The 24,968-nt window shown below is 63.1% G+C and carries 19 protein-coding genes and 1 pseudogene; 11 read left to right on the forward strand and 9 right to left on the reverse strand.

Translation table 11 applies throughout. The features are described from left to right. Nucleotides 1–685: 685 nt before the first annotated feature. Nucleotides 686–1,351 (reverse strand): GntR family transcriptional regulator, encoded by a 666-nt coding sequence (locus HQ843_RS27465; protein ID WP_180902594.1) that lies wholly within the window; start codon nucleotides 1,349–1,351, stop codon nucleotides 686–688. A gap of 123 nt (nucleotides 1,352–1,474) precedes the next feature. Here HQ843_RS27465 and HQ843_RS27470 point away from each other — a divergent pair, with 123 nt between their 5' ends. The 9 genes from HQ843_RS27470 (at nucleotide 1,475) to HQ843_RS27510 (ending at nucleotide 13,057) form a co-directional block, all read left to right on the forward strand. Beyond that, nucleotides 1,475–2,842, forward strand: a complete 1,368-nt coding sequence (locus tag HQ843_RS27470; RefSeq protein WP_180902593.1) for an acyclic terpene utilization AtuA family protein — start codon at nucleotides 1,475–1,477, stop codon at nucleotides 2,840–2,842. Then, the gene (locus HQ843_RS27475; protein ID WP_180902592.1) at nucleotides 2,839–3,201 is read left to right on the forward strand and encodes an AtuA-related protein; all 363 of its coding nucleotides are present in this window, start codon (nucleotides 2,839–2,841) and stop codon (nucleotides 3,199–3,201) included. Before HQ843_RS27470 ends, HQ843_RS27475 begins: the two co-directional genes overlap by 4 nt. Before the next feature lie 24 nt (nucleotides 3,202–3,225). Then, nucleotides 3,226–4,794 (forward strand): ABC transporter substrate-binding protein, encoded by a 1,569-nt coding sequence (locus HQ843_RS27480; RefSeq protein WP_180902591.1) that lies wholly within the window; start codon nucleotides 3,226–3,228, stop codon nucleotides 4,792–4,794. A gap of 1 nt (nucleotide 4,795) precedes the next feature. Next, nucleotides 4,796–5,689 carry an ABC transporter permease gene (locus HQ843_RS27485; protein ID WP_246710471.1) on the forward strand — a complete coding sequence of 298 codons (894 nt, stop codon included), beginning with the start codon at nucleotides 4,796–4,798 and terminating at the stop codon, nucleotides 5,687–5,689. A gap of 1 nt (nucleotide 5,690) precedes the next feature. Next, nucleotides 5,691–6,635 carry an ABC transporter permease gene (locus HQ843_RS27490; protein ID WP_180902589.1) on the forward strand — a complete coding sequence of 315 codons (945 nt, stop codon included), beginning with the start codon at nucleotides 5,691–5,693 and terminating at the stop codon, nucleotides 6,633–6,635. Next, nucleotides 6,632–7,612, forward strand: a complete 981-nt coding sequence (locus tag HQ843_RS27495; RefSeq protein WP_180902588.1) for an ABC transporter ATP-binding protein — start codon at nucleotides 6,632–6,634, stop codon at nucleotides 7,610–7,612. Before HQ843_RS27490 ends, HQ843_RS27495 begins: the two co-directional genes overlap by 4 nt. Next, complete coding sequence (locus HQ843_RS27500) at nucleotides 7,609–8,547, forward strand: ABC transporter ATP-binding protein (protein ID WP_180902587.1); 939 nt, start codon at nucleotides 7,609–7,611, stop codon at nucleotides 8,545–8,547. The genes HQ843_RS27495 and HQ843_RS27500 overlap by 4 nt, the downstream gene beginning before the upstream one ends. Further along, nucleotides 8,544–9,983 carry a carboxylesterase family protein gene (locus HQ843_RS27505; RefSeq protein ID WP_180902586.1) on the forward strand — a complete coding sequence of 480 codons (1,440 nt, stop codon included), beginning with the start codon at nucleotides 8,544–8,546 and terminating at the stop codon, nucleotides 9,981–9,983. The genes HQ843_RS27500 and HQ843_RS27505 overlap by 4 nt, the downstream gene beginning before the upstream one ends. Before the next feature lie 410 nt (nucleotides 9,984–10,393). Next, nucleotides 10,394–13,057 (forward strand): DNA translocase FtsK, encoded by a 2,664-nt coding sequence (locus tag HQ843_RS27510; RefSeq protein WP_180902585.1) that lies wholly within the window; start codon nucleotides 10,394–10,396, stop codon nucleotides 13,055–13,057. Nucleotides 13,058–13,156: 99 nt separating this feature from the next. Here HQ843_RS27510 and HQ843_RS27515 read toward each other — a convergent pair whose 3' ends face one another. The 7 genes from HQ843_RS27515 to HQ843_RS27545 form a co-directional block, all read right to left on the reverse strand. After that, nucleotides 13,157–14,857, reverse strand: coding sequence for a putative bifunctional diguanylate cyclase/phosphodiesterase (locus HQ843_RS27515; RefSeq protein WP_180902584.1), 1,701 nt, complete (start codon nucleotides 14,855–14,857; stop codon nucleotides 13,157–13,159). Between the two features lie 299 nt (nucleotides 14,858–15,156). Next, the gene (locus HQ843_RS27520; RefSeq protein ID WP_180902583.1) at nucleotides 15,157–16,824 is read right to left on the reverse strand and encodes a GMC oxidoreductase; all 1,668 of its coding nucleotides are present in this window, start codon (nucleotides 16,822–16,824) and stop codon (nucleotides 15,157–15,159) included. Between the two features lie 23 nt (nucleotides 16,825–16,847). Beyond that, nucleotides 16,848–17,930 carry an ABC transporter ATP-binding protein gene (locus HQ843_RS27525; RefSeq protein ID WP_180902582.1) on the reverse strand — a complete coding sequence of 361 codons (1,083 nt, stop codon included), beginning with the start codon at nucleotides 17,928–17,930 and terminating at the stop codon, nucleotides 16,848–16,850. Between the two features lie 9 nt (nucleotides 17,931–17,939). Next, nucleotides 17,940–18,818, reverse strand: a complete 879-nt coding sequence (locus HQ843_RS27530) for a carbohydrate ABC transporter permease (protein WP_180902581.1) — start codon at nucleotides 18,816–18,818, stop codon at nucleotides 17,940–17,942. Then, a complete protein-coding gene (locus HQ843_RS27535; protein ID WP_180902580.1) occupies nucleotides 18,815–19,699 on the reverse strand; it encodes a carbohydrate ABC transporter permease in 885 nt (294 codons plus the stop codon). The genes HQ843_RS27530 and HQ843_RS27535 overlap by 4 nt, the downstream gene beginning before the upstream one ends. Nucleotides 19,700–19,843: 144 nt before the next feature. Continuing rightward, on the reverse strand, nucleotides 19,844–21,076 hold the full coding sequence (locus HQ843_RS27540) for an ABC transporter substrate-binding protein (RefSeq protein ID WP_180902579.1): 1,233 nt from the start codon (nucleotides 21,074–21,076) through the stop codon (nucleotides 19,844–19,846). 63 nt (nucleotides 21,077–21,139) lie between these two features. Continuing rightward, nucleotides 21,140–22,093, reverse strand: coding sequence for a sugar phosphate isomerase/epimerase family protein (locus HQ843_RS27545; protein ID WP_180902578.1), 954 nt, complete (start codon nucleotides 22,091–22,093; stop codon nucleotides 21,140–21,142). A 265-nt stretch (nucleotides 22,094–22,358) separates the two neighbouring features. Here HQ843_RS27545 and HQ843_RS27550 point away from each other — a divergent pair, with 265 nt between their 5' ends. Both HQ843_RS27550 and HQ843_RS29675 read left to right on the forward strand, forming a co-directional pair. Next, on the forward strand, nucleotides 22,359–23,393 hold the full coding sequence (locus HQ843_RS27550; protein ID WP_371822234.1) for a LacI family DNA-binding transcriptional regulator: 1,035 nt from the start codon (nucleotides 22,359–22,361) through the stop codon (nucleotides 23,391–23,393). Between the two features lie 238 nt (nucleotides 23,394–23,631). Then, nucleotides 23,632–23,760: pseudogene (locus HQ843_RS29675) on the forward strand (NAD(P)-binding domain-containing protein); the annotation flags it as partial. Between the two features lie 48 nt (nucleotides 23,761–23,808). Here HQ843_RS29675 and HQ843_RS27560 read toward each other — a convergent pair. Next, a complete protein-coding gene (locus HQ843_RS27560) occupies nucleotides 23,809–24,849 on the reverse strand; it encodes a LacI family DNA-binding transcriptional regulator (protein WP_180902576.1) in 1,041 nt (346 codons plus the stop codon). Nucleotides 24,850–24,968: the final 119 nt, after the last annotated feature.

A 24,968-nucleotide genomic window follows, 5' to 3' on the forward strand; every position in this document is an offset into this window, starting at 1 on the left:
TAATGAAAGATTAACGGGCGAGGCGAAGCCGCGGGGTTTGGGGCGGATCGAGCGCCCCGCCTGTTCCGCAGCCGCCGCTTCTGCGATTTCCAGCGCACGTTTGTGGCAAGCAGCCAATGATTCGCACCTTCGCTCGCCGGGAGGTTAAGACCTCCAAGGGTGGGTGTACAGGCACCGCTCGATATGAATTGCATGCGGCGCGACGACCTGCTTTGGCCGCCTGATCGCAGGCTCGGAATATTTGGATCGTGGCCAAGCCAGGCGGGCGACCCATCATCGGTGCGAGCGTTCACATCGGGCGCGCGGTCGCGAGATAGCTCCGCTGCGAAAGTTGAGTGGCGGCAGAACCACGAGATGAAACCGGAAGCACAAGCAGGCCGCCTGCTCTGCTCAGGTCGGCTCTATGCCTTTCCTGAACCGCATTCGGCCCGAATGCCGTCAGCCAACCGGTGGCCCGCCGTGCAAAAATCCGGCGGCGCAACTTGCCGGGCGCATCTTGCACGGCGGACCAGGGGAAGCGAGCAACACCTTCTGGCTCGTCTCGACGTTTTCAATTGAAAACTTTTCCGGCGCGACATCGACCGAGGTGAGCGATGGCCACCGGAGATGGCCGCGTCGCCGCCTTGATGTTTTCAATTGAAAACCCGCCACGGGGACCACGGCGGCCCGGCTGGCGGTCGATGGCTCATGCCGGATCGGCATATTCGCCGATATAATTCGCCCGCAGATAGAAATCCTTGGGCCGACCGATGTGCCGGGGAATGATGCCGCACAAACCGGCCGCGTCGCCGGCGGCAAGCGTTTCGATCATCTCGAAATGCTCGGCAATCGCCACCTCCCGGATTTCGCGGCTGGTGAAGGCGCGGGTCCGGATCGGGTGGGTGGCAAAGGTATAATGCTGGATAGCATCGGCAAGCTGGCGATTGCCCGCCGCCTGGTACAGCGTCTCGTGGAACCGGTTGTTCAACTCGAAGACATCGCCGAACCGCTGATCGCGCGATGCGTCGCGGTGGCGAGTGGCGATATCGGTAAGCGCCGCGATCGTCTCCGCGGGAGCCGGCCGGGTGAAGCGCCGCGCCGCCTGGCACTCGAGGCATTCGCGGATTTCGTAAAGCTCCTCGATCTCGCGGATCGAATAATCGCGTACGTGAACGCCCTTGTTACGCTCGCGGATCACGAGACCGGTCTTTTCCAGTTCGGCGAAGGCGATACGGACGGCGTGGCGGGTGGCGCCGGTGCGCGCGATAATCTCGTCCTCCACCAGCCGCTCGCGGGGATGGCGTTGACCGGAAATGATTTCACGCTGCAATTCGCGATGCACATCCTCCCAGTTTTTCGGTTGTTCCGACACGTATTCCGCACTCCCGCCTCGACTTACAGATTTGTGACGACATTAGCATATCTACGAGAGAAGACAATTATCGTTGACATTATCGATAATAATAACGATAACACCGGAAACGGGAGGACAAACGTGTATCGGATAGGCAGTGGAGCGGGCTTTTCTGGCGATCGGGCGGATGCGGCCATCGCCGTCGTCGCAGCGATCGCGGCGGCAGGGGAGGGTGGCGCGATCATGTTCGAGACGCTGGGCGAGCGCACGCTTGCGCTTGGCCAGATCGCCAGGCGCAAGGACGCCGCGCGCGGCTATGAGCCGCTGCTTGAAGACATGCTCGCCCCGATCCTGCGGCCGGCCTTCGAGGCCGGCATCACCATCGTCGGCAATTTCGGCGCCGCCAATCCCCCGGCCGCCGCCGCCGCCATCCGCGCGCTTGCCGACCGGCTCGGCATTGCCGGGCTGAAGATCGCCATCGTCACCGGCGACGATCTCCACGGCCAGATCGACATCGCCAATGCCGAACGCTGGGACGGCGACGGGCGTCTACCGGAATTCACCGGCGAGATCGTTGCCGTCAACGCCTATATCGGCGCCCGCGCCATCGCCGAGGCGATCACGTCCGGCGCCGATGTCGTGGTCACCGGCCGGGTGGCCGACCCGGCGCTCGCGCTCGGGCCGCTCGTTGCCCATTTCGGCTGGGACTGGAACGATCTCGACCGGATCGCCGCCGGCACGCTCGCCGGCCACCTGCTGGAATGCGGCGCGCAGGTCACCGGCGGCTATTTCGCCGATCCCGGCTTCAAGGATGTGCCGCGCCCGGCCGAGATCGGATTTCCGATCGCCGAGGTCGAGGCCGATGGCGGCTTCGTGATCACCAAGCCCGCTGGCACCGGCGGCCTCGTCAGCGAGCGCACGGTCAAGGAACAGCTTCTTTACGAGATCCATGATCCGGCCGGCTATCTGACGCCGGACGTCACGCTCGACATCAGCGAGGTCACGGTGCGCCAGATTGGCGAAGACCGGGTCCGGGTCGAGGGCGCGCGGGGCAGGGCGGCGCCGGAAAAGCTCAAGGTAACGGTCAGCTATCACGGCGATTTCTTCGGCGAGGCCGAGATTTCCTATGCCGGGCCCAATGCGCTCAATCGCGCGCGCCTTGCCCAGCGGACGATCCGCGAGCGGATCGACCTTCTGGGGCTTGCCGTCAGGATGCGCTCCGACATTTTCGGCACGGTCAGCGTCTTCGACGCCGATTCCGGCGCGATGCTGTCGCATTTCACCGGCGGGCCGGACGGCGATTACCGCGTCCGCTTCGCCTTTGACGGCGAGGACCGCAAGGCCGTCGAGCGCGCCGTCGCCGATGTCAACGCGCTTTACTGTTGCGGGCCGGCCGGGGGAGGGGGCGTGCGCCAGAGCGTGCGCCCGCGGGTGCGCACGCTTTCCTATCTGGCGCCGCGCTCGCTGGTGACGCCGTCGTTTTTCTTTCTCGGCGAGGAAGCAGCATGAACTCCGGCAAAACCGTCACCCTGCACCAGATCGCCCACGGCCGCTCCGGCGACAAGGGCAACCGGCTGAACGTCAATGTGATTGCCTATGAGCCGCAGCACTGGGACGTGCTGCTGGAACAGGTCACCGAGGAGCGGGTCGCGGCGCTGTTCGCCCATCGCGGCGCGACCCGCGTGAAGCGTTACGAACTGCCGCGCCTCAACGCGCTGAACTTCGTCATCGACGACGCGCTGGAAGGCGGCGTCAATGCAAGCCTTTCGATAGACACGCATGGAAAGTGCCTGTCGTTTCTGGTGCTGGGGCTTGAAATCCGGCTGCCGGCCGAAGCGCCGCCAGCATCGCAATTTGACGGCCCGTGAAGGGCCAAAGGGAGGAGAACCGAAATGACATTCTGGAAGAAAACCACAAAGACGCTGCTGCTGTGCGGCGTTGCGATCGGCGCCGGCGTCGCGGGCGCTCACGCTCAGGACTATCCGCAGGGCGGGACGCTGCGTACCGCGATCTCGCAGATGGCACCATCGCCGGACCCGGTGGTGACCACGTTCGGCGTCAACTGGATGACCGCCACGATCGTATGCGAAGGTCTTTTCGCCATCGATGAAAGCTGGACACCGCAGCCGATGCTGGCCGACAGCTATGATTACAGCGAGGACGGCAAGACGCTGACGGTCACGCTGCGCCCCAACCTGAAATTCCATTCCGGCGCGCCAGTCACCGCAGCCGATGTGGTCGCCTCGCTCAATCGTTACAGAGATTCCGCCGGCATTGGCGCGGCGCTGAAAAACGCCACCGCCTCGATCGAGGCGGTCGACGACATGACCATCCGCTTCAACCTCAACACCCCGACCGCGATCGTGCCCGGCCTGATCGCCAGCGCCCAGGCGGCGATCATGTCGGTACAGTCACTCGAAGACGCCTCGGCGACGGAAGCGACCACCGGGCTCGATTGCACCGGCCCGTACCAGCTGACGAGCTACCAGCCCGATCGCGGCGCGGTGCTGACCCGCTGGGACGATTACCGGAGCCGCGAAGAGCCGTCTTCGGCCTTTGCCGGCAGAAAACACGCCTATGCCGATGAAATCGATCTGATGCTGATGCCGGAGCCGTCCGTGCGCCGCGATGCGCTGCTGACCGGCCAGATCGACATCGCCTATGAACTGCCGACCGATTTCTACGACGCGCTGCAGGGCGACGCCGCGACGCAGGCGGTTGTCGTGCCCAACAACCAGTCGCTGACCGTGGTGTTCAACACCAAGGAGGGCCCGGCCGCCGACATCAATCTCCGGCGCGCGATCTATTATGCGCTGGACATGGACCCGATCATGCTGGCCTCGGTCGGCAATCCGGAATTCTACACGCTCGATCCGAGCTGGATTCCCGATCCGAATTCGTTCTGGTACACCACGGCCGGCGTTCCCGACGGTTTCGGCACGCCGAAGCCGGAACTTGTGAAGCAATATCTCGATGCATCCGGTTATGACGGCGAGACCATACGCTGGCTGGTCGCCGCCGAGCAGTACCAGAAGCATTATCTGACCGCCGTCGTCGCCCAGCAGCAGCTTTCCGATTTCGGCATCAATGTCGAACTCGTGGAAAGCCCGATGGCCAACTATATCCAGTCGCGCGCCAAACCCTCCGACATGGATGCGTTTTCGAGCTTCCTGCCGACCTATGTCGACCCGACCTCGATCGCCTATCTCAATCCGAGCTATCCGGGGTTCTGGACCGACCCGGAAAAGATGGAACTGATGGAGAAAATCGCCTCGACCATCGATCCCGATGAGCGCAAGGCGATCTTCGAAAAGATCCACACCCTGATCTATGACCAGTTCCCGTTCATCAAATACGGCACGGAAGCCAACATGTACGGGATCCGCAGCGGCGTCGGCAATGCGCCGGCCGTGCCGAGCCGGGGTTACGACCTCTACAACGTCGCACCGCCGCAGAGTTAAGATGACCGTGACCGATATCGAAGAGCCGGAAGTCGGCGGACGCGAGACCTTCGCCAGCGCCAACATGAGCGTGTGGCGCCGGCTGATGACCAACCCGACAGCGGTGATCTCGATCGCCCTGCTGGTGATCATCAGCCTCAGCGCCATTCTCGCGCCCGTGATCGCGCCCGGCAATCCGATGCGCATCAATCCGGCGGACAGGTTCCAGCCGCCGGATTTCGCCCATCCCTTCGGTACCGACAATCTCGGCCGCGACATGTTCAAGATGGTGCTTTACGGGGGGCGGACCTCGCTCCTCGTGGGCCTGATCGTCACCGCGATCTCGATGAGCATCGCGGTGATCTTCGGCGCGATCTCCGGCTTCTATCACAAGGTCGACATGGTGCTGATGCGGTTCGTGGACGGGCTGATGGCGTTTCCGGGCATCGTGCTGGCAACGGCGGCCGCCGCGATCCTCGGCCCGTCCAGCCGCACCGTCATCATCTCGCTGTCGATCGTCCTGATCGCGCCGTCGCTGCGCGTCGTCAGGGGGCAGGTTCTGGTTGTGCGCGAACTGCAGATGATCGAGGCCGCAAGGGCCGTGGGCGTACCGACGCTCAGGCTGTTCACCCGCTACATCCTGCCGGCCGTCAGTTCGCCGATCCTGGTGCAGGCGTCCTTCATCTTCTCCGCCGCGGTACTCGGCGAGGCGGCGCTCAGCTTCATCGGCGTCGGCATCGGCCCGCGCGAACTGAGCTGGGGCAACGCGCTGACGGAGGCCCGCAACTATATCGCCGCCGCGCCCTGGATCGTCGTGTTTCCGGGGCTGGCGCTGATGCTGACCATCCTCGCGCTCAATCTTCTCGGCGACAGCCTGCGCGATATTCTCGATCCCCGCCTGGCACGGAGGCGCTGACATGCTGCGATATCTGGCAAAACGCTTCGTGATGATCCTGCCGACGATCTTCGTGCCGCTGATCCTCGTCTTTCTCCTGCTCAGGCTGTCGCCGGGCGACCCGGCGGGCATGATGCTCGGCGATCAGGCAACGCCGGAACAGATCGCGGCACTGAGGGCGCAGCTCGGGCTCGATCAGCCGATCTGGACCCAGTTCTTCATCTGGCTGAAGGATATCCTGACGCTCAATCTCGGCGATTCCATCTTCTTTCGCAAACCGGTGATGGAGGTGATCCCGCCCTATGCCGCCGTCACCATCCAGCTTGCGGCCGTCGGGCTGGTGCTCGCCATCGTCTTCGGCGTCACGCTCGGCACGATCTCGGCGATGAAGCGCAACAGGCCGGTCGACCGCGCCGTCGTCACCTCGGCGGTGCTCGGCATCTCGCTGCCGGAATTCTGGTTCGCGCTGCTGCTGATCTTCGTCTTCGCCGTCACGCTGCGCTGGTTTCCTGTCGCGGGCTACAATCCGCCGTCCGCCGGGTTGATCGCATTTGCCTCGACCATCTTCCTGCCGGCGCTGGCGCTCGGCATCCGCCAGTCCGCGCTGATGACGCGGATGATGCGCTCCTCCATGCTCGACGTGCTGAACGAGCCCTATATCACCACCGCCCGCGCCCAGGGCCTGCCGGAAAGCAAGGTCATCGGCCAGTATGCCATGCGCACGGCGTCGATCCCGGTGGTCACCGTCGCCGGGCTTTCGGCGGGCTACATGCTTGGCGGCGCGGTGGCGATCGAGATCATCTTCGCGCTGCCGGGGCTTGGCCGCATGCTGGTCGAAGCCGTCGGCCGGCGCGACTATCCGCTGGTGGAAGGGGGCGTGCTGACGATCTCGCTGGTGCTCGCCGTTCTCAACCTGGCGATCGATATCGTCTATGCCTGGCTCGACCCGCGGATACGCTACCAATGACCGAGACAACGTCACCCGTCGTCCTCGATGTCGAGGGCCTCAACCTGTCCTTTCGCACGCCGAACGGCGTGCTGCCGATCATCACCGACGTCTCGTTTGACGTGCGCCAGGGCGAGGCGGTGGCGCTGGTCGGCGAATCCGGCTGCGGCAAATCCGTCACCGCCAGCGCGGTCATGGGGATCGCGCCCGACAACGCGGCGATCAGCGGCCGGATAACCCTCAACGGCCAGGTGATTTCCGACCTGCCGCCGAAACAGCGCCGCGCGCTCTGCGGCCGGCATATGGGCTTCATCTTTCAGGAGCCGATGACGGCGCTGCATCCGACCCTCACCATCGGCCGGCAGATGACGGATTCCATCCGCCACAATCTCGGCCTTGGCCGCGCCGCGGCGACGGATCGCGCCGCCGAACTGCTGGACCGCGTCGGCATACCGCGCCCGCGCGAGATCCTGAAGGGCTATGTCCACCAGCTTTCCGGCGGCATGCGCCAGCGGGTGATGATCGCGCTGGCGATCTCCTGCGGCCCCTCGCTCGTCATCGCCGACGAGCCGACGACGGCGCTCGACGTCACCATTCAGGCGCAGGTGCTGGACCTTCTCGATGACATGCGCCGCGAGCTTTCGCTCGGCATGCTGTTCATCACCCACGATCTCGAAGTGGTCGGCGATTTCTGCGACCGGGCGGTGGTGATGTATGCCGGCGACGTGGCGGAGCGGGGCAGGGCGGCCGACATCGTCCGCCGACCCGAGCACCCCTATACCAACGGCCTGCTCGCCGCCGTGCCGGCCGATGACGATGGCCGCGACCGGCTGACGCCCATTCCCGGCAGCGTGCCGCCGGTCGGCCACTGGCCGGAAGGCTGCCGGTTCGCCCCGCGCTGCGGGCGCGCCGACGCGGTCTGTCGCGAACGGCCGCTGCTTGAGCCCAAACGACAGACCGAAGCGCGGTGCTGGCACCCGATGGAGGAACAGGCATGAGCGAACCTCTCTTGCACGTCACCGGCCTTTCGAAAAGCTTCAGCGCGGTGCAGGCCGTGCGCAGCGTCGATCTCGCCATTACGCGCGGCAGCACATTCGGCCTCGTGGGCGAATCCGGTTCCGGAAAATCGACCACCGCCCGGCTGGTGCTCAGGCTGATCGAGCCGACATCGGGTAAAATCCGCTTTCGCGGGCGCGATCTATCGACCCTCGGCGCGAGCGCGTTGCGCGCCGAGCGACGGCATATGCAGATGATCTTCCAGGACCCGTTCGGCTCGCTCAATCCGCGCATGTCGGTGCGCGAAACGCTGGTCGAGCCGCAGCTTGTCCACGGCGTCGGCACGCCGGATGAGCGCGTGCGCACCGCCGCCCGCCTGCTTGACGAGGTGAGCCTGCCGCAGGCAGCCCTCGACCGGTTCCCGCATGAGTTTTCGGGCGGCCAGCGCCAGCGCATCGCGATCGCCCGCGCGCTGGCCACCAATCCCGACCTGATCGTCGCCGACGAGCCGGTCTCGGCCCTCGACGTCTCGGTTCAGGCGCAGGTGCTGAACCTGATGCGCGACCTTCAGGACCGCCACAATACCACCATGCTGTTCATCTCCCACGACCTCCGGGTGGTGCGGTTCATGTGCGATGAAATCGCGGTGATGTATCTCGGCGAGATCGTCGAGCAGGGCCCGAGCGCGCGCATCTACAGCGCGCCGGCCCATCCCTATACGAGGGCGCTGCTCGATTCCGTGCCCGGAAAGGGGCAGGAGCGGCGCGCGCGGCTTGCCGGCGAGATCCCGAGCGCGCATGCCATTCCCTCCGGCTGCGCGTTTCGCACGCGCTGTCCGCTCGCCTTCGAGCGCTGCACCCGTGAAACGCCGGCGATGCGCGATACCGGCGGCGGCCAGCGCGCGGCCTGCCACCTTCTGGAAAGGAGCGCCGCATGAGCACCGACAGGGCAATTTCCGCAACCAGCCGACGGGCGACCTATCACGGGCTTTTGGACGGCCGCGTCGCGCGGTTCCTGAATATCCGCTATGCAGCGCCGCCGCTCGGACCGTTGCGCTTCCGCCCGCCGCAAGGGATCGAAAACGAGGGCGGTATCGATGCCCGCATGCCCGGCTTCGCCCCGCCGCAACAGAGAAATGATCCGCCCGCATGGGCCCCGCGCGGCGCGGGTTTCCAAACCGGCGAGGATTGTCTCAATCTCAATGTCTGGACGCCGGCGATCGACGGCGGAAAGCGGCCGGTCATCGTCCATGCCTTTGGCGGCGGGTTTCAGGCGGGGGCAGGGCAGGGGAGTTTTCACGACGAGCCCGGCTTCGTCGCCCGCGGCGATGTCGTTCTGGTGCGCCCCAACATGCGGGTCGGCGCGCCGGGCTTCCTGCATCTTGCGAAAGCCTTTGGCCCGGAATACGCCGCGGCCAATCGCGGCATGCTGGATTTCATCGCTGCGCTTGAATGGGTGCGCGACAATATCGCGGCCTTTGGCGGCGATCCCGACAATGTCACGCTTGCCGGCATGTCGTCGGGGGCGTTTACCATTTCGGCGCTGTTCGGCGTCGATGGCGCGGCCGGCCTGTTTCGCCGCGTCTGGGTGATGAGCGGCCCGGCAAGCCGCATCATCGATCAGGATACGGCCACAGACATGGCCGCCGATTTTCTCGCCCGCGCGGGCGTCGAACCGGGCGACGAAGCCGCCCTTCAGGCCCTCGGCACGGACGACATTCTCGACCTGCAAGGCGCGGTGCTGGCGACCCATCTCGGCGAGCGCAACGCGCCGGGCGGGCGGACATTCGGCATCGTTCTCGATGGAGCCAGTCTCAACCGCCACCCGATGGAAGGCCTCGCCACGGGCTGCTTCAGAGATCACCGCATCGTTGCCGGCTGGACCCGCGACGAGGCGCGGATGTGGTATGCCATGGGCGTGATGCCAGCGGTGAAAGACCGCGCCGGCGTGTTGCGCACCGTCCGTCTGTTCTGTCCCGAAAACGCGGAGGCACGGCTCGCCGCGCTGGAGGGGGAACGGCCGGGCGCAAGCTTCAGCGAATATGAGGAAATCTTCCTGTCGCGCACCATCTACCGCGATCCGGCCATCGCCATGCTCGCCGCCCATCGCGATGCCGGCGGAACCGGCTATGGCTATGAGTTCCGCTGGACCCCGCAATCGGAAAACGCCCGGTTCGGGGCCGCCCACGGTTTCGACGAGCCCTTCGTCTTTGCCAGCGTCGATCGCTTTCCGCTGGCCAACGGCGATGCCGGAGCCGCCCGGCTGGCAGAGGCCATGTCGGGCGCCCTGATCGACTACGCCCGCACCGGCGACCCCGGCTGGCCGGCATCCAGCGCCGGGAACGGCTATACCTGCTGGGACCAGGATTTCTGATTGGACCGACGGCGCGAAACCGCCGCCTGAAATATCGACAGCGCCGGAAAAGGAACCGCCGGTATTGTTGAACGTCAACCAGCCGCCGTTGCCGTCGCCACCCGCGCCAAAGGACATGATCGTCCAGCCCGCATATTGTGTGCCTGATCCGCGCTCATGAGGAGCATCGGACGCCCGGATCCGACGGCATGAAGGCAGGCGTGATCGCGGCCGGTTCCAGGCTCGGCGAGGCAAAACAAGGGCTTGTTTCAAAGGCGTCAGCGCCGGCACGGCGGGCGGATTTCAGCACGGGACCGGCGGCAACGCCTGCCAGGTTTGCGATGCCAATCTTTGCCGGAGGAAACGACTGGTTAAGGTTTCTTTTCTATCACATTGGCTGAGTGACAGCTCTCAGATTGGTCTTCATCAGCATGCCCTTTTCGCGATATCCAAGCCTTCAATCGAAACCCGCCGAAACGGTACGGGTGGACAGTCTTCAGACAGAAGGGGACGACCGGTTCGCTGAGCCGTCGCGACGCAATCCGGATGCGGCGATCCTGGACCCTGACCGGCTTCCGACCTGGCAGCGTCCCTTCGTGCTGGGACCGAATGTGCGCTTCACCCGCACGCCGCACAAGAAACACCCCGAACCTGAAATGCCCCCGGCCGCGACCGGCGAAAGGCCGGAGGCGTGTTACGGGCCGCCATCGCGCTCGCCAGCCGTTGCGCTTCAGGACCGCATTGCCGACGAGCTGCCCGCCGCGCGGGACGACGGCGCGCCGCATGGCCAGAAGCTGGCGCCTTTCCCGGCCGAACCGCCGGTGCTGGTGGATTTCCTGTTCCAGCCGATCGGCGCGCCGGAGCATGATGCAGAGCTGCAAGCCTTCCCCGAACCCGAGCCTGAACCTGCCGCGCAAACAACGATGCCGGAGCAGCCTTCAGCAACCAATGACGAAAGCAAAGTGAATATTTCGCACGCGCCCTCACGCTCTGAAACGCATGACGTCCAACCGGTAGCCACGGTGGGCGAAGCCAACGAAACACCGGCCGACGAAGGATATCTTGCCTTCATTCCGGATGGGCTCGCTTTCGAGATGATGGCGCTCGGGCTTTTCGAAGGCGTAACGCCGATCGCGGAAGCCGCCCTGTGCGAAGACATCGATTTCGCCGATGAGGCGAATGCTGACGAAGACGGCACGCCATGGACCGCGACCTCGGACGCGGTGGAAACCGTCATCGATGAACCGGAAACGGTCGCCGAAGACGGTCCCTCGCCAATCGCGCTTTACCGGCAGGTCCTGCTCTACAGCCCGACGCAGCGCGGCCTAAGCGACCGCATGGACGAACAAGTCGCGCATGCGGACGAGAGCCCCGTCGATGAGCGCGACGACGGGTTCGCCGAAATGTATGCGGATGAGGCGGAGGACGATCCGGAAGACGAGCCCGAAGACGATATTGCCGCCGTCGCCGAGGAGCATGACATCCGGCCCGAAATGGAACCGGAAGAAGATGATGCGCCGGATACTGTCGCAGAGCCCCTGCATGTTCTGGCGAAACATGAACAAACCGATTTCCTGTTCCCCTCGATCGAGCTTCTGCAGGCGCCGCGTTCGGACGAGACCAGCGATCTGAGCCAGGAAGCGCTGGAACAGAGCGCCGGCCTGCTCGAGAGCATTCTCGAGGATTTCGGCGTCAAGGGCGAGATCATCGACGTCCGTCCGGGCCCGGTCGTCACGCTTTACGAATTCGAACCGGCGCCGGGCGTCAAGTCCTCGCGGGTGATCAATCTTTCGGACGATATCGCCCGCTCGATGTCGGCGCTTTCGGCGCGCGTCGCGGTTATTCCCGGCCGCAATGTGATCGGCATCGAGCTTCCGAACGAAGAGCGCGAGACGGTCTATCTCAGGGAGCTTCTCGAAAACCGCCTCTACATGACGACGGATTTCCGCCTGCCGCTTTGCCTCGGCAAGAATATCGGCGGCGAGCCGGTGGTCGCGGAACTGGCGAAAATGCCGCATCTTCTGGTGGCCGGCACCACCGGTTCGGGCAAGTCCGTCGCCATCAACACCATGATCCTGTCACTGCTCTATCATCTACGGCCGGAAGAATGCCGCCTGATCATGGTCGATCCGAAAATGCTGGAACTGTCGGTCTATGACGGCATCCCGCATCTTCTCACCCCGGTCGTGACCGATCCGAAGAAGGCGGTTCTGGCGCTGAAATGGGCCGTCCGCGAAATGGAGGACCGCTATCGCAAGATGTCGCGGCTCGGCGTTCGCAATATCGACGGGTTCAACAAGCGCGTCGCCGAGGCCCGCTCCACGGGCGAAACCATCATGGTGTCGGTGCCCACCGGCTTTGACCGCACCACCGGCGAACAGATTTTCGAGGAACAGGCGCTCGATCTCTCGGCACTGCCCTACATTGTCGTCATCGTCGATGAGATGGCCGATCTGATGATGGTCGCCGGCAAGGAGATCGAAGGCACGATCCAGCGTCTGGCGCAGATGGCGCGCGCTGCCGGCATCCACCTGATCATGGCCACGCAGCGACCCTCGGTCGACGTGATCACCGGCACGATCAAGGCCAACTTCCCGACGCGCATCTCGTTCCAGGTGACCTCGAAGATCGACAGCCGCACGATCCTCGGCGAGCAGGGCGCGGAGTATCTGCTGGGGCAGGGGGACATGCTGCATATGAAGGGCGGCGGACGGATCGCCCGTGTCCACGGCCCCTTCGTTTCCGATCACGAGGTGGAGAAGGTCGTCGCCCATCTGAAGACACAGGGCACGCCGACCTATCTCGGCAGCGTTGTCGTCGACGAGGAAGAGGAAGACGAGGGCGAAGAGGACGCCGCCGTCTTCGATGCGACCGATATGGGTTCCGACGATGATGACGTCGACGATCTCTTCGCAAAGGCCGTGAAGATCGTCCAGCGCGACAGGAAGTGCTCGACCTCCTATATCCAGCGCCGCCTATCGATCGGCTACAACCGTGCCGCGTCCCTGGTGGAACGCATGGAGCGCGAAGGCCTCGTCGGCCCCGCCAACCATGTCGGCAAGCGCGAGATCCTCGACGCCGCCGCAACGGGCTGACCCCCGGGGTATCGGCATGATGCCATGCCGTTTGCATCATGAGGGTGGCCGCAGCCATTTCACGACGCGGCGGTTCGATCGTCCGTCGCTGAGCAGCGATCAGATTGCTTCCTTGCCGCGGCTTGCCTGCTCCGCGCGTTCGTTCACGCTTGAGAGCGGCTCCGGCCGGCCGAGGAGAAAGCCCTGAAGTTCGGGACATCCCATGTGCCTGAGGGCGACGCGCTGGCTCTCGTGTTCGACCCCTTCGGCCGTGACCGACAGGTTGAGCTCCTTTCCGATCGCCAGGATGGCGCGGATGATCGCGACGGAGCGGGCGTCGGAATCCAGGTTGGAAACGAAACTGCGGTCGATCTTGATCCGGTCGAACGGCATGCGCTGGATGCTGGAGATCGACGAGGTTCCGCCGCCGAAATCATCCAGCGCCAGAAGAACGCCGATCTCCTTCAGTTCGGAGAAGGTCTGCGTGACCATCTCGGTCGCGCCGATAAGAGCCGATTCCTTGATCTCCAGTTCAAGGCGTCGGGGCGCAAGCCCGGAGGCCTGAAGCGCATGGCGGACCGCCTCGGCCAGCTGTCCGTCCTCAAGCTGGGCCGAAGACACATTCACGGATACGCGCACATTGTCCGGCCACGTCGCCGCATCACGGCATGCCGTCTCCAGGATCCAGGCGCCGAGCCTGCGAATGATGCCGGTCCTTTCGGCAACCGGGATAAAGACGTCCGGGGAAATCTCGCCTCTTTCAGGATGCGTCCACCGGGCGAGCGCTTCATATCCGGCGATCACCGAATCCATGCCGCCACACAACGGCTGGTAGGCAAGAGAGACATCGCCATGCGTGATCGCTGCGCGAAGCTCCTTTTCAACGTCCCATTCCGGCCAGTCATGGCCGCCGGGAGGATGGTCGAAACGAAGATAGCTGCTTCCACCGGACCGTTTTACCGCGTAGAGTGCCATGTCGGCGTTGTTGTAGAGTTCGTCCGCGCCCGAGGCGTCGTCGGGAAACAGCGCGATCCCGATGGACACCGAGACAGAGGCCCGCGTCTGCCCGATGATGACCGGCTCTTCAAGCGCGCGGATAAGGCGTTGCGCAAGCGCGAAGGCACCGGATGGCTGTTCGACGCCCGCCTGGATGATGCAGAATTCATCGCCTCCGATCCGCGACACCATATCGCCGGACCGGACCTGACCGGACAGGCGTCGGGCAATCACCCGCAGAAGTTCATCACCCGCAACGTGACCATATCGATCGTTCACCTGCTTGAATCCGTCGAGATCCATAAGCAGGAACCCAATTTTCGTTTGCGAACGACCGGAACCGAGGATAGCCTCGGACAGCTTTTCGGTGAGGCGGTTCCGGTTCGAAAGACCTGTCAGCGGGTCGTGCTCGGCAAGATAGGCGGCCCGCGCCTCGGCTTCGCGGATACTCGTCACATCCGAGAGAATGGCCAGGATAAACGGCTCCCTGCCATCCTTTGTATCGAGCTCGATGAGCCGCTTCCGCGTCACGATGACGTGGACGTCACCTTTGGCGTCGGTAACGACCTCTTCATTCTCGTTCGGCTCTCCCGTCGCAAAAACCCGGTTGTCGACCTTCCAGAAGACAGCCCTCTGCTCCTCCGGCAATTGCTCGTCCAGCGAGCCGAGCAGCGCCTCAAGCGGCTGGCCGAAGAATGTGCAGGCGGCATCGTTTGCGACCACGATCCGATGGCTGCGATCCTTGATGATGACGGGCAGCGGCATGGCATTCAAAACCGTCTGAAGGTTGTCAACCGTCGCCCGGATGGAAGAATTCGAGAACATACGCGGCCTCCGGCAGCTCACACTTCATTCAGCAGGGTCCATACCCGCAGGACTTGCCCGTCAGGCAGCACGACAGGCCCCGTTGTTCTGTTGTCATAACACGAAGTGGGTCCGAGAATGAACCGCCCAATCGCCGGATGCATTCCCGCATCGGAAAGACCAGCGGGCTGGTCATGCATCCGCACTCCGGCCTTGCCGCGAGAACCCGATCGAGGCCTGTCGGCGGATCTGGCAATCAGATCATGAAGGGGTCTCCTCCATGATCTGATCATAACAGGCGGCATGAACGACAACCGGGATTAGCTTTGCTCAGCCGCCAAACTGTCCGAACAGGCGGCGCCACCCAAGTTGCGGCAGGCCCGGATCGTCAAGGCCATGACCGTGAGCGTGGTTCCGGCAACGCCGCTGCCGGGAAAGGCGCTCGCATCCGTGACCAGAACATTGGGGGCATCCCAGAGCCTGTTGAACGGATCGAGCACGGATGTCTCGGGCGTCTCGCCCATGCGCGCGCCACCGGTCTCGTGGATTGCCGCCCCCATGCGCATCGACTTGCCGAACCAGAGACGAAACATCATCCGGCTGAAGGGATCGGCTTGTGGGAAGGCGCCCTTTCCGAATTCCTTCAAGCCCGAGGGCGAGCCGACGAATTCCAGTTCGCCGCCAACGCCGCGGATCATATCGATGATCGTCTCCTCCTGTCGACGGAGAAGCGCTTTTTCCTCCTCGTGCATGACGCAGCGGATATGCGGCGCGGGAATGCCCCAGGCATCCTTGCGTCGCATATCCAGCGTAATGCGATTGTCCGGGTATGGGAGCATGCGACCGAAACCGAAGAAGGAGAGCTGCGCGTCGCTGTCGTCAGCCACCGGGCTTCGTCCAACGCTGCCCTGATAGTCGAAATCGCCACGGGCCTGCTCGCTTTCGTCGAACCGGGGTATGAATATCCCGCCGGAGGCATTGTAGAACGGGTCCTCCGGGGCCGAACTGTCCCGCGCCCAGCCCTTGGCGCCCGAAAACGACCCGAAAGCCAGGCATGGAAGCTGGTCCATGAAATAGCGGCCGAGCAGGCCGGAACTGTTGCCCAGGCCATCGGGATGCCGGGAGGACGCGGAATTCAGCAGCAGCCTGACGCTTTCCACGGGCGAGGCGCAGACAACGATCTTCGCCCCATGGACAATTTCCGCTTTCCCTGTCGCCCGGTCGATAAACTCCACCCCCGTCGCCAGACCGGTCGTGTCATCCGTTACCACGCGGCGGACGACGGCATTGTAGCGGATGCTCAGCCGGCCGCTCGCCATGGCGTCGCGCAAGGGCCGCGGCACCCGCTCCGGATCGGGGGCGATGTAGCGCCACGAAACCACGTGACGACCCGGCCATCGGCTCTCGACCGCAGACTTGAATGCCTGCTCGCCCGGCGTCAGCATCGCAGGCCGGCAATAGATGCCGTCGGGCAGCGTTTCGACATCGTCCCTGTTGCCGTAAAGCCCGAGGCAACGCTCGACCTCATCGTAGAAGGGGGCCAGATCGCTGTAGGAAACCGGCCAGTCCTCGCCCTTGCCAGTTCGTGATCTGATCTTGAAGTCCGCATCGCTCCAGCGCAACAGCACACGCCCGAAACTATGAAGGCGACCGCCGCCCTGCCGGCCGCGAATCCAGAGAAAGGGTTCGCCCTTCGGCGTGGTATAGGGATTTTTCCTGTCGTTGACGAAGAAATGGCTCAGACGCTCGCTGAAGAACGCGGCCCGCGCCTGGATCGGCTGGCCCTTCAGCGTCGCGCGCATGCGCTCCCAGACATTGATGGCGCCGGCCGGCGGCTTCTTCCGGTCTGGATCGAAATCCTTCGCTCCGATCTCGCGACCGGCCTCCAGAAGAAGGACGGAAAGCCCCTGTTCGGTGAGTTCCTTTGCCGCGAAGGAACCGGCAGCGCCGGAACCGATCACAAGCGCGTCGTATATCTTGGTGGACATGGATTTCCGATCGTATTTGCGTATTACAGACGGTGGCCGGCGTCATCGAAGAGCGACGCTCTGGCGATATCGATCCCGGGCACGATGGCGTCTCCGGGCTGCAGGGCCACCTCGTCCATGGTTCTGAGCGAAAGGCTGCTCCCGCCCCGGTCGAACCACACGATCGCGTCAGAGCCCATCGGTTCAACGACAGCGACACGGCCGGCAATGACAGGAAGCCCCGCTGCCGCGCCGTCGATCGCAAGATGCTCGGGACGGAAGCCGAGCGTCGCCTGGCCGGGTCTCGCGCCCTCCCGGAAAGCATAGCCCGAAAGGTCGAGCGAAAGATCCGGGCTGACAAAAACCGGTCCGCCATCCGCAAGATCGATGCTGCCGGATATGAAATTCATCCCGGGAGCGCCGATGAAGCCCGCGACGAACAGGTTGACGGGACGATGATAGATTTCCGATGGCGCGGCTATCTGCTGGATGACGCCGTCACGCATGATCGCAATGCGGTCCGCCAATGTCAGCGCCTCAACCTGGTCGTGGGTAACGTAGATCATCGTGTTGCCGAGTTGCTGATGCAGCTTCTTGATCTCTACGCGCAGCTCATTGCGCAGCTTGGCGTCGAGGTTCGACAGCGGCTCGTCGAACAGAAAGACGTCGACTTCGCGCACAAGCGCCCGGCCGATGGCAACACGCTGGCGTTGTCCGCCGGAAAGTTCCGATGGCTTGCGGTCCAGCAGTTTTTCAAGGTGGAGCAATCGCGCGGCGCGGTCCACGCGGGCCTCGATTTCCGCCTTCGGCAGACCGGCGACGCGCAAGCCGAAGGAGAGGTTTTTCCGAACCGACATCCGCGGATAAAGCGCATAGGATTGGAAAACCATCCCTATGCCGCGATCCTTCGGTTCCTCCCAGGTGACATTTTTGCCATGGATCCAGATTTCACCGTCGGTGATATCCTGCAACCCGGCGATGGAGTTCAGCAGTGTTGACTTGCCGCAACCGGAAGGGCCGAGCAGAACGAGAAATTCGCGGTGGGAGATATCGATCGACAATTCCTCGATGACCGTGTGGTCGCCATAGGCGATCTTCAGATCCCTGACTGAAACGGCGGTTTCCATGATTGAGCCTTATCCTTTGACGGCGCCGGCGGCGATACCGCGCACGAACCAGCGGCCGGAGAGGAAATAGATGGAAAGCGGCACGAGCGCGGTGAGCATGGTGGCCGCCATGTTGACGTTGTAGAGGCGTTCGCCGGTCGTGGTGTTGACGACATTGTTGAGCTGTATCGTCATCGGAAGATTGTCCCGGCCGGCAAAGACGAGGCCGAGCAGAAAATCGTTCCAGATGCCGGTGAACTGAAACATCGAAGCGACCACGATCATCGGAGCGGCCATCGGCAGCATGATCTCCAGAAGGATGCGCCAGAAGCCGGCGCCATCAACGCGCGCGGCCTTGAACAGCTCTTCGGGGATCGTCACGAAATAGTTGCGGAACAGAAGCGTGACCAGCGGCAGGCCGAAAAGCACATGCACCAGGATGATGCCGCCGAGGGAATTGTAGAGCCCGAGCGTGGCCATTGCGCGGACCAGCGGATAGAGAAACACCTGATAGGGTATCAGGGCGCCGGTCATCAGCAGCGCAAACAGAAGCTTCGATCCCTTCACCCGCCAGAACGACAGGGCGTAGCCGTTGACGGCGCCGACGAAAACCGAAATGGCAACCGCGGGAATGGTGATCCTGACGGAGTTCCAGAAACCGACGCGGATGCCTCCACATTCTGTTCCGGTGCAGGCCGCCGTCCAGGCCGTGATCCAGGCCGACAAATCGAAATGACGCGGCAGGGCGAAGATCTGGCCGAGACGTATCTCCTCCATGGTTTTCAGCGACGTGACGATCATGACGTAAAGCGGCACGGCGAAGAACAGGACGGCGCTCAGCAGGAACAGATAGAGGCCGACGCGGCCCGCCGTCATGCGTCCGGGCTTTGGTCCGCGGGGTTGGGTCATAAGGTACCTGCCTTGCGCCGGGCGCTGATTGTCTGGGCATAGCGAAAGGGTGCGACGATGATGACAACCATCAGAAGAAGCGAGGTGGCGGCGGCCATGGCGAGGCCCAGATTCTGCCGCTGAAACAGATTGTCCATGATGAATTTGGCCGGCACTTCGGTGGCCGATCCCGGCCCGCCATTGGTGAGCGCGACCACGAGGTCATAGGTCTTGATCACCCCCATCGTCAGCAGCGTTCCGGCGGCCGCAAGCACCGGGCCGAGTTGCGGCAGAACGATCGACACATAAACGCGCCAGACGGGGATGCCGTCAATCCTCGCCGCCCGCCACTGCTCCCCGTCCACACCGCGCATGCCGGCCAGCGCCAGCACCATGACCAGACCCGCCCCCTGCCAGATGCCGGCGACGACAACCGCGTAGATCGCCATTTCCCGCGAGGTCAGCCAGTCGAACCGGAAACTGGTCCAGCCAAGCATGTTGACGCTGGCCTGCAAGCCGAATGTCGGGTTTGCCAGCCATTGCCAGACAAGGCCGGTCACGATGAAGGACATGGCATAGGGGTAAAGAAAAATGGTCCGGAAGGCACTTTCGAAACGGACCTTGCGGTCGAGCGCTGCGGCCAGCACAAACCCCAGGACCAGGCAGCCAACGACGTAGAGCACGCCGAAGATCACCAGATTCTGCAGCGCCGTCAGCCATTTGCTGGACGAAAAGAGCTTTTCGTATTGCGCGAAGCCGACATAGTTCGACGACGGGAAAAGCCGGGAATCCGTAAACGAAAGACGCACGGACCAGACCATTGTACCGATATAGACAAGGATCACCGCCAGCCATGTGGGCGACAGCGCGACGATAGCGGCGATGGGGTGTTTGCGTTTCATCGGTTGTTCTCTGTCGATGCGATTGACGCACGCCCTGGCGAAGACGAGGGCGGCAGGCGGCGGATCGGGCACGCGCTCCCGGTCGATCGACCGTCCGGGAGCGTCAGGGCCTTTGGTGCAAGGTCAACCGTTCATGTCTGGGCGCTACTCGAAAATTGCCGAGAACTGCGCGACCGCATCATCAATGTCGGGAGACGGTTCGCTCCAGAACTCGCCGACGAAATCAGTCAGCATACCGACTGCTTCCGGCGTCAGCGTAATCGCATGCTCGGGCACGATCTTGCCCTCGGCCATCATCGCCATGCCCTTTTGGGTGCACATGTCGAACTGCGATTTGTCGACATCGGTCCGCGCCGGAATCGAGCCCTTGCTGAGGCTGAACGCCACCTGTACCGACGGGTCCATCACCACGTCCGCTATCAGTTTCTGGGCCGCCGCGCCGTTCGGGTCGGAAACCGTGGGGAAGCCGAAGGCGTCACCGATGTAGATCATGCCCGGCGTGGCCGGCGAAAACGCGCAGCCGAAATCCTCGCCGGGCGCCTGTCCGGCCGCCGTGAACTCGCCCTTGGCCCAATCGCCCATGAACTGGACGCCGGCCTTGCCGGTAATCACCATGGCAGTGGCATCGTTCCAGTTCCGCCCCGGTGAACCCTCATCGACATAGTCACGCATTTTGCCGAAGATCTCGAGCGTGTTTCGAACACCATCCGAAGCCAGCACCTCCTGATCGCCATCAACGTAAATCCTGAGGAAGCCGTCAAGGCCAACCTGAGACAGCAGAACCATGTTGAAAACCTTGGTTTCCTGCCAGGCCTGACCGCCCCACGCGATCGGCACGAGGCCGGCCGCCTTGAGCTTGTCCATATCGGCGAAGAACGCATCCCAGGTCGCCGGCTCTTCGGTGATGCCGGCCGCGTCAAAGGCGGCCTTGGAGTAGAACATCCAGCTTTCGCCGTGGATGCCCGTCGGCACAAGATAGACCTTGCCATCATAGGTGATGTAGTCCGACAGCGCCTTCGGCAGCACCGCGTCCCAGTTTCCGGCTGTCGCGACGTCGTCGATCGGGGTCATCAGGCCAAGCGCGATGAACTCCGCGGGATCCTTCCCGACGATAAGCTGCTTGACAGTCGGCGGGTCGCCGGCCACCAGGCGGTTCTGGAACGCGGCATTGGCATTTTCAAAACCGGCGATCGAGGAATTTTCCCACGTGCCGCCGCGCTTTTCGAATTCGCTCTTGATCGCCTGCAGCGCGCGGCCCTCGCCGCCCGAAGTCCACGAGCTGAAGACCTCCGCCTTTGGCGCTTCCTGTGCCTGGGCGGCGGCGAATGTTATGCCTAGCGCCGCGCTTGCGAGTAACAGTCTGGTTTTATTGATCATTGTTCCACCTCTTCTGTTTTTGGTTCAGGGCCGTTTGTTGCAGCTTCTCTGGTCGTTCTGACGTCAGCGATAGATCGGCAGGAGCGCCTGCCTGACGAGCGTCAACCCGCCGGCAATGTCGCGCACGGGATCCGGCGCGGCATCGAGTTCGAGGATTGCCCACCCTTCGAAATTGCGATCGCGGAGAAGACGGATCCAGGCGGGCCAGTCGACCCGGCCCAGGCCGAAACCGCAGAAATAGGGACGATGGCGATCATGAATATGCTCATCGATCGGGGTGTCGGCGGGCATCGGCCCGATCGCATCCTTCCAGTGAGCGATGATCATGCGCTCATGATGACGATCGACGAGCTGGATCGGGTCGGAACCGGACAGGATGATGTGGGCGGTGTCCGGGCACATATGCACATAGGTCGGATCGGTCAGCAGCATCATCAGGTCCACGTCGCGCGCGGCGGCGAAAACGGAATGCGCCTCGGTGTGAAGCGCAAGACGCACGCCGCGGGCAAGAAGGATCGCGCCAAGGCGGTTCAGGAAATCAGCGATCGCCTTCACGCGATCAAAGTCGTGAAACACGACCGGCTGTTCGCCCGGCGTTTGCCGCAAGGGCGCGCCGATGACCATGATGTCGCTGCCGCACGCCTTCAGAAAATCGGCATAGCGTTCGGCCTTGTCGATGATCGCCTGCTGCGCCTCCGGCGCCGCAAAATCCCCGGCCGCTTCGAGTTCGGCGAAAAAACCGCTGCAAAGCGTAAGCCCGCGCCCGGAAAGTGCGTCCGCGACCCCCTCGACCGAGCCGTATGTCTCGATCGCATCCTGCCAGTTGAAAGGCGAGAAGGTCAGCTCGACGCCCGTGACGCCGGAAGACTGCACGCTGTCGAGTATCCGATCCCAGAAGGCGCGCGGCGCCTCGTGGGCATACGCGATGACAGCGTCCTGATCGGGCACATTCCAAAAGCCCGGATGGAAGAAGGTTACCAGGTCGACGCCAAAGCGGAGTCCGTTGCGGGAAGTCATGACTGCTCCATTTTCCAGGCACGCTGCAGGTTTGCGGAAAACGCGTCCCCACAAAAGAAAATCTATATTTCTCAGTATGTTGCAAAGTGGCAAACGATTGCCATGACCAGATAATAATCAGGCCTATATTTTTTGCAAGAGCTTTTTGGCAAACGTTTGCTATAGACTGACCGGAGGGATCGTGCACCGCGACGCAAGTGTCCACGAGGAGACAAAATTGAGCAAAAGCAATGGCGTGACTCCGGACGAGCAATCAGGCCCGCTGATGGCGGATGTCGCCCGGCTTGCGGGCGTTGCAATTTCGACGGTCAGCCGCGCGCTTGCCAATCCCGGTCGCGTCAACGAAAAGACGCGCGCCAAGATCGATGCGGCGGCCAAGCAACTGGGTTATACGCCGAACGCCATGGCGCGGTCTCTCAGGGTCGGCAAACCCAACACCATCATGATTATCCTTCCGGGATCGCTCTATTATGGCGCGTCCCAGATTATCCCGCAGGTCCTGCAAAGCATCAACAAATCGCTGATCAAGGCCGGCTACACTCTGATGATCGCCAACCTCGATCGCGACGAGGCCTCGGAACGCCACATTCTCGATCTCGCCTTCGGCGGCACGGCGCGGGGCGTCATCATCCTGTCCTCGAAATTGCCGGAAGTCGACGGCCGCTCGCTTGCCCAGGCGGGCCTTCCGGTCGTCTCGATGCTTCTGGACATAAGCGACGCCGGCACGCCGAGCGTCGTGACCAACGATCGCGCGGCCGTGCGCGCCGTGACCCGCGATCTGATCGGACTGGGTCACAGGCGGTTCTTCTATATTGCCGGGCCGAAGGGCAGTTATCACGACATTGAGCGCTATGCCGGCGTTATCGAGGCATTGTCCGAGGCGGGTCTTGGAGATGATGCCGTGGTGCGCTCGGGCGGCAGCCGCGACTACCAGCAAGGCTTCAGAATCGGTCTTGAGGGCGTCGCCGATTTCGAGGCGCTCGAAAACAGGCCGACGGCGGTGATCGCCACCAGCGACGACATGGCAATTTCCTTCATGAGCGGGATCCGCAAGCTTGGCTTGCGCATTCCAGAGGACGTTTCGATCGTTTCCTTCGACGGTTCCCCTGTTTGCGCATTCTGCACGCCGCCGCTTTCGACGATCGAGCAGCCAGTGGAAGAGATGGGGCATACGGCCGCCACCTTGCTTCTCGAGGCGATCGAAAACGGCGGAGCGGCGCCGGCGCGCCGCATCGTGGTACCGAGCCGGCTGATCACACGCGAGAGCGTGGCGCCGCTTGTCAGACTATCCGGCGGATAGTCCGAACCGTTAATCTGCGATCATCGCAATCCGGTCCACGGCCCGTCGCGCGACCTCAGCAAGCACCGGTTTCTGCGCCTGATGAGCGGGGTTGCTGTCATCATCGTTCAGGAAACTCTCGAGCCCGGGATGCCGCCGGAAGGCGGGCACGCTCCCTCCAACAATGTGCACGAATAACGATTTACACAACATACAAAACATCTTTAGCCGGATAGTAGGCAAACAAATGGAGGGCTATATGCGCATTGGGTTCGTTGGGCTGGGCGTCATGGGGCGGCCGATGGCGGCCCATCTGATCGCTGCAGGTCATCAGGCTCACCTCAATCGGGTGAAGGAGGAAAGTTCGTACCTTGTGCAACGAGGGGGCACGCGGCTCAGACGCCGATGTCCGCCGCCAAAGATGCCGATGCAGCGATCAGGCCGCCGCACCTCCGGCCCGGCTCAAGGAGCACTCCCAGTCAGGCTGGCCAGGCCGGCCGCTTGACTCCCGCTCAACCAGCTCTGCCACGAGATGGACGCGCATACTGAGATGTTGCGCCGGACCGAGTGACTGGGAGATTCTGTTGCGGATCATGTGCACCGCCTGCAATCCAATCTCCCGGTGCGGCATATCAATTGTCGTCAGCATGGGCGAGACCTGGGTCGCCAGCGGATAATCCGCATGACCAATGACCGTCACATCGTCGGGAACACGCAAGCCGAGCCGCAGGATCTCTGACTGGCAGGTTATGGCGACGCCGTCCGAGCCGCAGAAAAACGCGGTTGGCGACGCGCCATTATCGAGAATGCGCCGCATGGCCGGCGCAAACTCGCTTGACGCATAATCCTTGCTGAGGGCAAGTTCGCTGATCCGCGCCGAGTCGCCGACGGCCGACAACAAGCCACGCAAGCGCGCTTCACGACCGGGAAAGCCCGTCTGGCCGTGAACGTAAACGATATCGCGATGCCCGAGCGAAACCAGAAACTCTCCGACCACGGCCCCTGACTCCTCGTCCGAACCGGTGACCTGATCGATTTCCAGCAATGGCGGAATATTGTGACAACAGGCGACGACAGGTCGCCCTGACGCATGAGCCGCCTCCATCACGGACCGCCGGTTGGGACCGAGAATGATGACACCGAGGTTGGTTTCGGCCAGTTCCCCAACCTCGTCGGCATCCTCGCTCTCGGCCATGCGGACGTTGAACCCTTCACGCATCGCCTGCATCTCTATGCCGTTGCGCACGTCAATCCACAATTCTCTGTTTGCAGTCGGCGCATCCCGCACGATCACGACGAGCTGATCGGTGGTCACCCGACGAAAGTCCCGCGGCTGATACCCCTGCCGCTTCGCAGCCTCCTCAACCAGCTTCCGGGTCCCCTCGCTGACCCCCGATTTGCCGCTCAATGCACGGGAAACGGCGAATTTGGAGAGGCCGAGTTCGTTGGCTATCGATTGTAATGTCGGCCGTGCCATCAATCATCAGATCTCCGTTATTACGCCTGTAATCCTGACCCCGCCAAAGATTGTCAATGACCGGACGACCACAAAAATAACAAAACTACAAAAACGACAAACATAAATTAAAAACATCG

The organism is Martelella sp. NC20, from assembly GCF_013459645.1.
Lineage (GTDB): Bacteria > Pseudomonadota > Alphaproteobacteria > Rhizobiales > Rhizobiaceae > Martelella.

Coding starts and splice junctions, on each gene's coding strand:
- HQ843_RS27525 (WP_180902582.1), bottom strand. CDS start 17,930: ATGGAAACCGCCGTTTCAGTCAGGGATCTGAAGATCGCCTATGGCGAC.
- HQ843_RS27535 (WP_180902580.1), bottom strand. CDS start 19,699: ATGAAACGCAAACACCCCATCGCCGCTATCGTCGCGCTGTCGCCCACA.
- HQ843_RS27510 (WP_180902585.1), top strand. CDS start 10,394: ATGCCCTTTTCGCGATATCCAAGCCTTCAATCGAAACCCGCCGAAACG.
- HQ843_RS27560 (WP_180902576.1), bottom strand. CDS start 24,849: ATGGCACGGCCGACATTACAATCGATAGCCAACGAACTCGGCCTCTCC.
- HQ843_RS27505 (WP_180902586.1), top strand. CDS start 8,544: ATGAGCACCGACAGGGCAATTTCCGCAACCAGCCGACGGGCGACCTAT.
- HQ843_RS27545 (WP_180902578.1), bottom strand. CDS start 22,093: ATGACTTCCCGCAACGGACTCCGCTTTGGCGTCGACCTGGTAACCTTC.
- HQ843_RS27480 (WP_180902591.1), top strand. CDS start 3,226: ATGACATTCTGGAAGAAAACCACAAAGACGCTGCTGCTGTGCGGCGTT.
- HQ843_RS27475 (WP_180902592.1), top strand. CDS start 2,839: ATGAACTCCGGCAAAACCGTCACCCTGCACCAGATCGCCCACGGCCGC.
- HQ843_RS27495 (WP_180902588.1), top strand. CDS start 6,632: ATGACCGAGACAACGTCACCCGTCGTCCTCGATGTCGAGGGCCTCAAC.
- HQ843_RS27485 (WP_246710471.1), top strand. CDS start 4,796: ATGACCGTGACCGATATCGAAGAGCCGGAAGTCGGCGGACGCGAGACC.
- HQ843_RS27520 (WP_180902583.1), bottom strand. CDS start 16,824: ATGTCCACCAAGATATACGACGCGCTTGTGATCGGTTCCGGCGCTGCC.
- HQ843_RS27515 (WP_180902584.1), bottom strand. CDS start 14,857: ATGTTCTCGAATTCTTCCATCCGGGCGACGGTTGACAACCTTCAGACG.
- HQ843_RS27530 (WP_180902581.1), bottom strand. CDS start 18,818: ATGACCCAACCCCGCGGACCAAAGCCCGGACGCATGACGGCGGGCCGC.
- HQ843_RS27550 (WP_371822234.1), top strand. CDS start 22,359: ATGGCGGATGTCGCCCGGCTTGCGGGCGTTGCAATTTCGACGGTCAGC.
- HQ843_RS27490 (WP_180902589.1), top strand. CDS start 5,691: ATGCTGCGATATCTGGCAAAACGCTTCGTGATGATCCTGCCGACGATC.
- HQ843_RS27540 (WP_180902579.1), bottom strand. CDS start 21,076: ATGATCAATAAAACCAGACTGTTACTCGCAAGCGCGGCGCTAGGCATA.
- HQ843_RS27500 (WP_180902587.1), top strand. CDS start 7,609: ATGAGCGAACCTCTCTTGCACGTCACCGGCCTTTCGAAAAGCTTCAGC.